Annotated in this window: 13 protein-coding genes; 6 read left to right on the forward strand and 7 right to left on the reverse strand. The window is 69.5% G+C overall.

Features of this window, described 5'->3' with window-relative positions:
• Nucleotides 1–102 precede the first annotated feature (102 nt).
• Nucleotides 103–792 carry a PHP domain-containing protein gene (locus WOA58_RS04750; protein WP_340603012.1) on the forward strand — a complete coding sequence of 230 codons (690 nt, stop codon included), beginning with the start codon at nt 103–105 and terminating at the stop codon, nt 790–792.
• On the forward strand, nt 792–1844 hold the full coding sequence (locus WOA58_RS04755) for an asparagine synthase C-terminal domain-containing protein (RefSeq protein WP_413789459.1): 1053 nt from the start codon (nt 792–794) through the stop codon (nt 1842–1844). Before WOA58_RS04750 ends, WOA58_RS04755 begins: the two co-directional genes overlap by 1 nt.
• On the opposite strand, the gene WOA58_RS04760 is transcribed toward WOA58_RS04755, so the two are convergent.
• Nucleotides 1833–2294 (reverse strand): NUDIX hydrolase, encoded by a 462-nt coding sequence (locus WOA58_RS04760; RefSeq protein ID WP_340603014.1) that lies wholly within the window; start codon nt 2292–2294, stop codon nt 1833–1835. The genes WOA58_RS04755 and WOA58_RS04760 overlap by 12 nt on opposite strands.
• 34 nt (nt 2295–2328) lie before the next feature.
• Nucleotides 2329–2859, reverse strand: coding sequence for a GNAT family N-acetyltransferase (locus tag WOA58_RS04765; RefSeq protein WP_340603015.1), 531 nt, complete (start codon nt 2857–2859; stop codon nt 2329–2331).
• Nucleotides 2860–2936: 77 nt separating this feature from the next.
• Here WOA58_RS04765 and WOA58_RS04770 point away from each other — a divergent pair, with 77 nt between their 5' ends.
• The 4 genes from WOA58_RS04770 (at nt 2937) to WOA58_RS04785 (ending at nt 6175) form a co-directional block, all read left to right on the forward strand.
• Nucleotides 2937–3350 (forward strand): DUF3054 domain-containing protein, encoded by a 414-nt coding sequence (locus WOA58_RS04770; RefSeq protein WP_340603016.1) that lies wholly within the window; start codon nt 2937–2939, stop codon nt 3348–3350.
• Between the two features lie 215 nt (nt 3351–3565).
• On the forward strand, nt 3566–3775 hold the full coding sequence (locus tag WOA58_RS04775) for a hypothetical protein (protein ID WP_340603017.1): 210 nt from the start codon (nt 3566–3568) through the stop codon (nt 3773–3775).
• 41 nt (nt 3776–3816) lie between these two features.
• Nucleotides 3817–4815 carry an ornithine cyclodeaminase family protein gene (locus WOA58_RS04780; protein WP_340603018.1) on the forward strand — a complete coding sequence of 333 codons (999 nt, stop codon included), beginning with the start codon at nt 3817–3819 and terminating at the stop codon, nt 4813–4815.
• 136 nt (nt 4816–4951) lie between these two features.
• Entirely contained in the window at nt 4952–6175 is a 1224-nt protein-coding gene (locus tag WOA58_RS04785; RefSeq protein ID WP_340603019.1) for an MFS transporter, read from the forward strand.
• Between the two features lie 93 nt (nt 6176–6268).
• Here the strand turns inward: WOA58_RS04785 and WOA58_RS04790 are convergent, their stop codons facing one another.
• The 5 genes from WOA58_RS04790 to WOA58_RS04810 all read right to left on the reverse strand — a co-directional run bounded on the left by WOA58_RS04790 (nt 6269) and on the right by WOA58_RS04810 (nt 9479).
• Nucleotides 6269–6652 (reverse strand): SpoIIAA family protein, encoded by a 384-nt coding sequence (locus tag WOA58_RS04790; RefSeq protein ID WP_340603020.1) that lies wholly within the window; start codon nt 6650–6652, stop codon nt 6269–6271.
• A gap of 127 nt (nt 6653–6779) precedes the next feature.
• A complete protein-coding gene (locus tag WOA58_RS04795; RefSeq protein WP_340603021.1) occupies nt 6780–7787 on the reverse strand; it encodes a presenilin family intramembrane aspartyl protease PSH in 1008 nt (335 codons plus the stop codon).
• A gap of 44 nt (nt 7788–7831) precedes the next feature.
• Nucleotides 7832–8059 (reverse strand): H/ACA ribonucleoprotein complex subunit GAR1, encoded by a 228-nt coding sequence (locus WOA58_RS04800; RefSeq protein WP_340603022.1) that lies wholly within the window; start codon nt 8057–8059, stop codon nt 7832–7834.
• 4 nt (nt 8060–8063) lie between these two features.
• A complete protein-coding gene (srp19, locus tag WOA58_RS04805; RefSeq protein ID WP_340603023.1) occupies nt 8064–8342 on the reverse strand; it encodes a signal recognition particle subunit SRP19 in 279 nt (92 codons plus the stop codon).
• A gap of 39 nt (nt 8343–8381) precedes the next feature.
• On the reverse strand, nt 8382–9479 hold the full coding sequence (locus WOA58_RS04810) for a PGF-CTERM-anchored ABC transporter substrate-binding protein (protein WP_340603024.1): 1098 nt from the start codon (nt 9477–9479) through the stop codon (nt 8382–8384).
• Nucleotides 9480–9537: the final 58 nt, after the last annotated feature.

Here is a 9537-nt window from a genome sequence, read left to right on the forward strand (position 1 = left end):
CCCCTCTGTTCAAACGAGGCGGATAAATCGCTTTCCATACCCACGTTCATGGGTATCGGCGCGGACCGGGGCGCTTTTGCCGGCGCTCGCCGAAGCCCGGGTGTGTTGTCGGTCGAGCTCCACGCACACTCCGCCCTCTCGCACGACGGCCGCGACCCCGTCGAACTCCTCCTCGAGCAGGCCGCCGCCGTCGGCCTCGACGCGCTCGCGATCACCGACCACGACGCGATCGAGGCGAGCCTCGAGGCCGCAGAGCTCGCCCCCGACTACGGGCTGGTCGGGATCCCCGGGATCGAGGTCTCGAGCGCGGCGGGCCACGTACTCGGACTCGGGGTCGAGGAGCGGGTGGAGGCCGGCCTCCCCTACGACGAGACCCTCGAGCGGATCCACGAGGCGGGCGGGATCGCCGTCGTTCCCCACCCGTTCCAGTCCTCGCGCCACGGCGTCGGCACGCGGGTCTCACGCGACGAGCTCGCCCGCGCGGACGCCATCGAGATCTACAACTCCCGGCTGCTCACTGGTCGAGCGAACCGGAAGGCAGAACGCTTCGCGCGCTCGCGGGGCCTCCCGATGACCGCCGGCAGCGACGCCCACATCGGCGAGATGGTCGGCCAGGCCGTCACGCGGGTTGACACCGGGGGCGAGCGGAGCGTCGACGCGATCTCGAAGGGGATCCGCGAGGGCCGGACGACCGTCGACGGCAAGCGCACCCCCTGGCGGATCAGCTTCCGACAGGCCGGGGGCGGAGCGAAACGCCGCGTGAAACGCCGAGTCTCCTCCCTGCTCGAATGATCCACGGGGCCAGTCCCGCGCTCGTCGACCGGGCGATCGAGAGCGGCGACTCCCTGCCCGGCGGCCGAGGCTTCGCCGGCCGACTCCCCGACGGCCGGTCCGTCCGGGACGTCCTCGGGCGCTATCCCGTGTTCACGGAGCGCTCGAGCGCGGGGTGGGCCTTCTCGCCGGCCGAACTGGAGGATCCCGTTTCGTTCCCGGCCGGCCACGCCGGCGACGAGCGCGTCTGGACGCTCCCCGACCCGCCTGCCTTCGTCGCCGAGGACGAGGCGACCGAGCGGGTCGCGAGCGCACTGGAGGCGAGCCTCGGGATCGACGACGACGGCCTCGCCGTCGCGTTCTCCGGCGGCGTCGATTCCGCGGTCGTCGCCAGTCGCCTCGACGCCCCGCTGTACGTCGTCGGCTTCGAGGGCAGCCACGACCTCGAGGCCGCTCGTGAAAGCGCCAGCGCGATGGGGCGCGAGCTCCGGACCATCGAGTGTACCCACACCGACATCGAGCGGGCAGTACCCATCGTGGCGCGCGCCACGGGACGGGCCAACGCGATGGACGTCGGGATCGCCCTGCCGCTCTTTCTCGTCGCCGAGCGGGCCGTCGAGGACGGTCACGATCGGCTGGCGGTCGGCCAGGGCGCCGACGAGCTGTTCGGCGGCTACGAGAAGGTCATCCGGGCCGATCACCGGGTCGAGGCCGACTCCGTTCGGGGCGCGACCCGCGAGGTGATCGCCTCCCTTCCCGAGCAACTGGAGCGCGACGTCCTCTCCATCAGGGCCGCCGGCGCCGAACCGGTCGCACCCCTGCTCGACGACCGGGTGGTGGATGCCGCGCTCCGCCTCGACGGGCCGATGCTCGCGACGGAGGGGGAGCGAAAGCGGGTCTTCCGGCGGGCGGCCCGCGGGTTCGTGCCGGCCGAGATTGCGGATCGGGAGAAGAAGGCGGTGCAGTACGGCAGCCTGATCGCCCGCGAGATCGACCGGCTCGCCCGGCGGGCGGGCTACAAGCGTCGGATGGACGACCACGTCACGCAGTACGTCGAGTCGCTACTCGAGTAGGGAGATCGCCTCGCGGCCCAGCCGGGCGACGTCGGCGTCGAACCGCCTCTCATCCAGCTCCTCGGGCCCGACCCACTCCCAGGCCTCCGTCCCCTGCTCGCCGTCGGCGGGAGCGAGCTCCCGCGAATCGGCCCGACCGTAGTAGACGAAGTCGATGTGTTGGTGGCCCACGCCCGCCTCGTGGACGTTGATGTCCTCCAACAGGAGGTGGACGGGTTCGGGCAGCGACGTGACGGTGGGCGAGCTCACGTCGTCGTGTTCGCACACCAGCGTCACGTCCAGACCCGTCTCCTCGCGGACCTCGCGTTTCGCGGCCTCGTGGGGCAGTTCGTCACGGTCGATGTGGCCACCGGGCGGGAGCCACAGCCCCAGCTTCCCGTGTTCGTGCAGCAGGGTCGCGCCGTCGTTGACGACGTAGACGGTGGCGACGAAGTGCCGTGTCGTCTCCATGCCCCCACGAGCCCCGACGACCGTTTGGTCGTTTCTATCCGTCCCGCCCGTCCTCCCCACTCGGCGGGTCGACACCGCGTTTCCGCTCGAGGAAGCTCCGCTCGGGGTCCTCGGGGTCACGCTCCCGAAATACGTCGAGCCCTTTCTGATAGCGCTCCGTCGTCGGCTCCGCGGGTGCCTCGAGGACCAGCTCGGCGATCCCCGTCTCCCGGCCGGTGTAGCCGAAGCCCGCGCGGTGGCAGGCCTCGTAGGCGAAGGGGTTGTTGACGGCGATCCGCACGGTCCCGTACCCCCGTTCGAGCGCCCGCTCGCGGACGAACCCCAGCAGGCGGGGCCCGAGGCCTTCCCCACGATGCTCGTCGTGGGTCGTGATATATCGGATCCACAGCGTCGCGGGGTCGGTCCGGTCCTCGTTGAACGCCGCGGCCGCGCGGATCTCGTCGCCCTCGCGCACCACCGCCTTGCCCGTGTTCGTCATCACGAACTTCCCGGCGTAGCTGAACGACCGGTAGTCGAGCTCGAGCTTCGGCCCGTCGGGCGGCCAGCCGAGCAGTTCGGGCTCCATGTCGGCGTTTTGTCGCCCCCGGTGTTGAACGGTGTGGAAACCGGGAGACACATGGCCCCGCCGGCCGAACGCCCGTCATGGCCGACCTCGCACGGTTCGACCGATCGGCGTTGACGGTCCTGCTGCTCGTCGTCGACGCGGCGATCATCGCCGGACAGCTCTCCTACGGCCTGATCACCCACGGCACCGCCCCGCTCGCCGACCCTCTCTACACCGCGGAGACGGTCGCCCCCTTCCTGCTGGGGTGGCTACTCGTCGCGCCGATGCTGGGGGTCTACACCGCCCGCGTCCGCGAGTCGATCGTCGAGACGGCCCTCGCCGTGATTATCGCCTGGACGGTCGCCGCACTGGTCGGCATCGGATTGCGTGCGACCCCGTGGCTCGTCGGCGGCGCGCCGCCGACGTTCGTCCTCGTCACCGTCGTCACCGGCCTCGCGACCCTACTGCCCTGGCGCGTGCTCGTGGCCCTCGGCGTCCGTTCCCGCCGATAGCCGGCCTCCGTCGAACCCGCTGCATTTCTCCCGAACCGTCCACGAAATCCTCGTTTTTGTGTCCATGCGTGTACACCTCATCTTTTGGCATATCTCTATAACTTATAGAGAACGGTAAGAGACCCTTTCAAGATTCACAAGGAGGGATATCGGGAGATAATTCAAAACGTTAACAAAACACTTATGCCGATATGGTCCATAAATCAGAATACATTATGACTTCCTACTATGATATGATCCTCGGCCTCATCCCCCTCGCACTGTTCGGAATCGCCGGAACGCTGACGCTTCTGGGGCTCCAGCTCACGCTGGCCGTCCCGGTGGCCGCCTCCGTCTCGGTCGGCCTGATCGGGCACGCGCTGTTCGTCAACGAGCCCACGGACACCCCCAGTGCGGGCGCGGTACCCGCCCGGACGTCCGAGTAGAGAGACTCAACTGTTTTCTCGCTGGCGACCGAAGCCGGCCCATGACCGAGGCGCTGTTCTTGACGAGCGACGAACTGGCCGATCTCGCCGAGCCGGCGGATTACGTCGACGCCGTCCGCGAGGGCTACCGCCAGCGCGGCGAGGGCGCACCCGCCGAGCCCCGGACGAAGCTCACGAACGAGGAGCCGCCGGGGATGTTCACGGGCTACATGGCGGTCCTGCCCGAGACGGGCGCCATGGGCGGGTACAACTACGGCGCGGGCTTCGGCGAGCGCGACGCCTGGTTCATCACGCCGCTGTTCGATTCCGAGTCGGGCGAGCCGCTCGCGGTGCTCGACGGCGCCTACCTCAACCCCTTCAAGACCGGCGCCGCGGGCGCCGTCGGCGTCGACGCGCTCGCCCGCGAGGACGCGAACACTCTGGGCCTGATCGGCAGCGGCGCACAGGCCCGCGGCCAGCTCCGCGCGACCGCCACCGTCCGCGAGTTCGACTCCGTTCGCGTCTACTCGCGGACCCGCGAGAACCGCGAGGCGTTCGCCGACGAGATGGACGGGATCGTCGATCCAGTGGTGGAGGCCGTCGACTCGAGCGCCGACGCGGTCTCGGGCGCCGATGTCGTGATCACGGCGACGAACTCGCCCGAGCCCGTCTTCGACGGCGAGCTCGTGGAGCCGGGAACCCACGTCACCGCGATGGGCCAGTACGACACCGAGAAACACGAGCTCGACGCGACGACCGTCTCACGCGCGAAGTACGTCCTCGACCTCCGGGCGCGCACCGACCGCGACGCCGGCTCGCTGATGGCCGCGATCGAGGCCGGGGCGATCGGCGTCGATCACCCTCACGGCGAGCTGGGCGAGGTCCTCGCAGGGGAGATCCCGGGACGGGAGGACGACGAGGAGATCACGGTCTTCGACAGCGGCGGCACCGGGATCGAGACGGTCGCGGCCGCCCACATGCTCTACGAGCGCGCGAGCGAGGCGGGTCGCGGGACGGAGATCGAGTTCGCCCCCGCGAGCGAGGCGATGCCCGGGCGCTGACGGGAGCGCACCGAATCGGCGAGCGGGGAGGGACGACCCGCGGGCAGCGATGCTCGGGCGCTGACTCGCCGCCGGGCCGCCCACGGCTTGCTCCAACGCGACCGTTTAACTCGATCGGAGCCCGTCGTCCGTGTCAATGGGTCGCGTATCGGAGCTCTACTACGGCTGGGTCGTCGTCGCCGCCTGTTTTCTGGGCTCGTTCGTCGTCTTCGGCCTCTCGTACTCCTTCGGCGTGTTCTTCGAGCCGATCCTCGAGGAATTCGGCCGCTCCCGCGGCGCCACCTCGGTCGCGTTCGGCGTCCAGTCGCTGATGCTGTATCTCGGCGCGGTCGGGGTCGGCGTGCTCGTCGACCGGTACGGCACACGCCGGATGCTCGCGGCCGGCACCGTCGTGCTCGTCGTCGGGCTCGTGGCCACCAGCCGGGCCCGGTCGCTCCCCGTCCTCGTGTTCACCTACGGGGTCGTCACCGGGCTCGGAATGAGCGTCCTGTTCGTCGTCTCGTATGCGACCGTCCCCCGATGGTTCGACCGGCGCCAGGGGCTCGCGGGCGGGCTGGCATCGGCCGGGCTCGGCATGGGGATGGTCGTCGTCGCGCCCGTCGCCGACGTCCTCATCGCCCGCGTGGGCTGGCGATCGGCGCTGCTTCTGCTCGCCGGCTGCGCCGTGGCGTTGCTGGCGGTCGCCATCGCGGCGGTTCGCGACGAACCCGCGGCCGAGCAGGTCCCCGACCACGAGTTCGACGGCGGGTTCGTCGAGAGCCCCCGGACCGGTATCGACGAGCGGCTGGCCGCGGTCGGCGCGATCGCCCGTTCGCCCGCCTTCCTCGCGCTGTTCGCCGGCTGGCTGCTCGTCTACACGACGCTGTATATCGTCCTCTCGCATCTCGTCGTCCACATCGTCGACCTGGGGCTCTCGCGGACCGTCGGCGCCACCGCCGTGGCGCTCATCGGCGGGGCGAGCGTGATCGGGCGGGTCGCGATCGGCCACGCCGCAGACCGGGTCGGTCGGGTCCCGACGTTCGTCGTCTGCTCGGCGATCATGGGTGTCGCGACGGTCGCGCTCCCCGCCCTCGACACCGTGGCGCCGCTCCTGCTGTTCGCTGCCGTCTACGGCCTCGCCTACGGGGGTAACGGCGCGCTGCTCGCGCCGCTCACCGCCGACCTGTTCGGCCGGGAGAACATCAACGCCGTCTTCGGGCTGGTGTCGGTGTCGCTCGGCCTCTCGGGGCTCGTCTCGCCGTATCTCGCCGGCGCGGGCCACGACGTCCTCGGGACCTACGCGCCGGCGTTCGTCGCCGCGGGGCTCGTCGCGCTGGTCGGCGCCGCCACGATCGCCGCCGCGGGCCGACTCAGTACGTAGCGTCCGCGACCGCTCTCACAGCCCGGGCGCCTGGGTGAACGGTAGCTGTTCGCGAGCACGCCCACAGCGTATCGAACTCGTTTCGACTTCGGCTCACTCTCGACGCTTTCCTGAATCGTCCTCTACGAACTCCCACGCCTCGTCGAGCTCGTCCTCCTCGAAGAACTCGATCTCCGTATCGGTGACCAGATCGCTCGCCTCCGTTCCCCACTCGATCAGGCTATCGTCGCCGACGACCGCGTAACACTCCATGTCCTCCCCGTGTCGGAGATAGAAGCCGAAGTCCTCCTCGTATGCGTCGAACTCGGCGTACGGTTCCGAGACGCCGGAGATATCCATGAGCAGCTTCGCCGACCCGTGCTCCTCGATCGCCTCCTCGACGTCGGCCAGTATCTCCTCGTACTCTCCTTCGCTCAGCTCGTCGGTGGCCGAATAGCCGATACTGTTGCCCTCGCTCCGGGGAAGCCTCTCTACCATAGTTGGCGATCGGATACCCTTTCGGAAAACCCATCTGCCTGTATCTGCCAGGGTCGATCTCCCTCTCGCAACGAACCTGTCTCGTCGCGGAATCACCCGAGGAACGGGTTTCGACGGGCCCATGTCGTCACAGATACGGCCCCAGCCCGAGCGCCTGGGTGAGCGTCAGCCCGCTGGCGAGCGCGCCGACCAGGTAGCCGGCGATCGTCCCACCGTTGAGAAGCGGGAGCCCGGCGTGGGCCCTCCCCTGGAGGACCATCCACAGCAGGACGAGCAGCCCCGCGAGCATGCCGATCATCCCGCCCAGCGCGGGGACGGTCAGCGCGATTCCCGGGACGAGCGAGGGGGTCTGGACGAAGAAGGCCGCGCTCGCGATCAGCACGGTCGGGATCACCGCGTCGCCCAGGCCGATGAAGAAGGCGTCCCGGCCCGGAGCGTCGTCGGGCTCCGGCTCGGGTTCGGGTTCGGATTCGCCGTCCGTCCGCCCCTCGGAGGCCGGCTCGTCGTCCTCGGATGCATCGGTGCCGCCCGCGTCGAGGAAGCTGTAGCCCGGCGAGACGGGGATGATCAGGAGGACGGGTACCTTGATCTCCATGACGTTGTCCGCCAGCGAGAGCATGTGCTCGGTGCCGTAGACGCTGATGGCGTCGTAGACCGCGAGCACGACCAGGAGGACGAGCGCGGGGAGGATGCCGAAGGTGATGCCGAACAGCCCCGCCGCGCCCGCGCCCATGATCACGCCGGCAGCGTCGATGACGTACCACTCGGGATACAGCGCGAGCCCGGCGCCGATCGCCAGCGCGCCGACGACCGCGAGGACGTGGACCCCGCCGACGGTGAATATGGGGGGAAGGACGACCACGAGCACGTACCACGAGAGGAAGACGCTCGCGAGGACGACCATCCCCCGAATGAGCCACTGGAGGTCGAACTTGAACGCCGCGAGCATCAGGCCCGTGGCGACGAGGATCGCGCCGACGTAGAGCAGGGAGTTGGTCGGATCGTCGGGGTCCTCGACGGCCTGCAGGCCCGCCGACTGGAACGGCTCGACCAGCGCGAGCGCGCCGAGCTGGATCGTCAGGAAGAGGGCGACAGTTCCGGCGACGGCGATCGACACGCGACGGCGCTGCTCCATACTGCCCGCTTTCGCTCGCGGGCCTTGGGGGTTCCGTTCGTCGCCTACCGCGCGTAGAGCTTCCCGCCGAGCAGCTTCGGGAGGGAGGCCCGGTCGTCGGGGGTGACGGCGACGTAGGGCCGCGAGACGGGCCCGAAGACGTCGACGACCCGGCCGACCTCCGAGAGGCCCTCGTCGATCACGACGGTGCCGATCTCGGGCTCGCTCCCCTCGGGACAGCGGGCGATCGCCAGCCCCTGTGCGGTGCGGACGACCTCGCCGACGCGTTTCATCGGCTCACTCCCGCATCGCCGTCACGTAGGCGGCGATGGCCTGCACGAGGTCGTTCTTCGAGGCGTCGTCGGCGTCCCTGACCAGCACCCGCCCCCGGGGCTCGTACTCGCGGGGGTAGGTCCGATCGCGCTCGATGACCGCGTCGTAGCCCACCTGCTGGGCGGCGGCGGCGATCTCGTCGACCGTCGGCTCCGGGACCGCGAGGTCCCCCGGGACCCGTCGGCCCTTCGAGCGGGACACCTCCGCGTCGAGATAGGCGGGCCAGATCACGTTTTCGACCATACCCCTTCTCGCTGCCCGGGAGGTAAAACGCCTTCCGACCTATCGCCGCCGGAAGAACAGCAGCCCGGCGGCCGCCAGCGCGACGAGCGCGGCGACGACGCCGAAGCCGGGCTGGTCCTCCTCGGCGGGCTCGTCAGCCGGCTCCTCGTCCGTTTCCTCCGTTTCATCCATCTCATCCGCCTCCTCCGCCGCGTCGTCCTGTGCCGCGGCGTAGGCGTCGGGGTGGAACGTCTCGGCGAGGTCGTGGATCGCGTAGACGACCTGCGGGCCGGGCTGGTTCATCTGGTTCGCGTCGACCGTGGCGATCTGCTCCTCCTGGCCGGCGGTCGTGCTCTCGAGGACCTGATCGCTCACGGGCGGTTCATCGAAGTTACCCTCCGGGTAGACGATCCAGTCTGGGTCCTCGCTGATCACGACCTCCTCGCTGATCTGGCCGTAGAACTCGATGCCGGCCTCGGTGCCGAGGTTCTCGGCGCCGGACGTCTCGATCACGTCCTCGATGAAGGTGCCCTCGCCGGTGGTGAAGCCGTCACCCATCGCGAACAGCACGGTGGGTTCGTCCTCGCCCTCGACGGCCTCCTCGATCGTGCCGATCTCCTCGTCCATCCACTCGAGGGTCTCGGCCGCACCCTCGCACTCGCCGGTGAGCTGGCCGAACGTCTCGACGTTCTCCTCGACGTCGTCGATCGAGGTCGCGTCCTGGACCTGATAGACCGTCAGGCCGGCGTCGCGGAGCTGCTCGACCTGGTCCTCGTCGGCGACCGCGGAGGCGAAGACGACGTCGGGTTCGAGCTCGATCACCTGCTCGGTGTTGACGGTGAGGTCGTCGTCGCCGGTGATGTCCTCGGGCTCGTCGTGACCCTCGAGGTACTCGGTGTACTGGCCGACGGGCATCCCGACGACCTTCTCACGGGCGTCGATCTCCCAGAGCGTCTGGGCGTCGCTGGGCTGCATCGCGACGACCCGCTCGGGCTCCTCGTCGAGGGAGATCTCCTCGCCCGTCGCGTCGGTGACGCTGACGGGGAACTCACACGTCGGCTGGGCCGATGCGACGCCGCCGTGTGCGCCGACGGCCCCGGCTCCGAACGTCGACGTGAGCACCAGCAGCGCCACGACGACGGTAAAGACTCGATTCACGACACAGGGTGCGCGCTTATTCAATAAGTATTTGCCTAAACCAACCCCAGTTGCAGTC

The organism is Halalkalicoccus tibetensis, assembly GCF_037996645.1.
In the GTDB taxonomy this organism is placed as follows: Archaea; Halobacteriota; Halobacteria; order Halobacteriales; family Halalkalicoccaceae; genus Halalkalicoccus; species Halalkalicoccus tibetensis.

What these genes read in the sequence shown, in the direction of transcription:
- WOA58_RS04760 (WP_340603014.1), bottom strand. Translation starts at nt 2,294, where the DNA reads ATGGAGACGACACGGCACTTCGTCGCCACCGTCTACGTCGTCAACGAC.
- WOA58_RS04765 (WP_340603015.1), bottom strand. Translation starts at nt 2,859, where the DNA reads ATGGAGCCCGAACTGCTCGGCTGGCCGCCCGACGGGCCGAAGCTCGAG.
- WOA58_RS04770 (WP_340603016.1), top strand. Translation starts at nt 2,937, where the DNA reads ATGGCCGACCTCGCACGGTTCGACCGATCGGCGTTGACGGTCCTGCTG.
- WOA58_RS04775 (WP_340603017.1), top strand. Translation starts at nt 3,566, where the DNA reads ATGACTTCCTACTATGATATGATCCTCGGCCTCATCCCCCTCGCACTG.
- WOA58_RS04780 (WP_340603018.1), top strand. Translation starts at nt 3,817, where the DNA reads ATGACCGAGGCGCTGTTCTTGACGAGCGACGAACTGGCCGATCTCGCC.
- WOA58_RS04785 (WP_340603019.1), top strand. Translation starts at nt 4,952, where the DNA reads ATGGGTCGCGTATCGGAGCTCTACTACGGCTGGGTCGTCGTCGCCGCC.
- WOA58_RS04790 (WP_340603020.1), bottom strand. Translation starts at nt 6,652, where the DNA reads ATGGTAGAGAGGCTTCCCCGGAGCGAGGGCAACAGTATCGGCTATTCG.
- WOA58_RS04795 (WP_340603021.1), bottom strand. Translation starts at nt 7,787, where the DNA reads ATGGAGCAGCGCCGTCGCGTGTCGATCGCCGTCGCCGGAACTGTCGCC.
- WOA58_RS04800 (WP_340603022.1), bottom strand. Translation starts at nt 8,059, where the DNA reads ATGAAACGCGTCGGCGAGGTCGTCCGCACCGCACAGGGGCTGGCGATC.
- srp19 (WP_340603023.1), bottom strand. Translation starts at nt 8,342, where the DNA reads ATGGTCGAAAACGTGATCTGGCCCGCCTATCTCGACGCGGAGGTGTCC.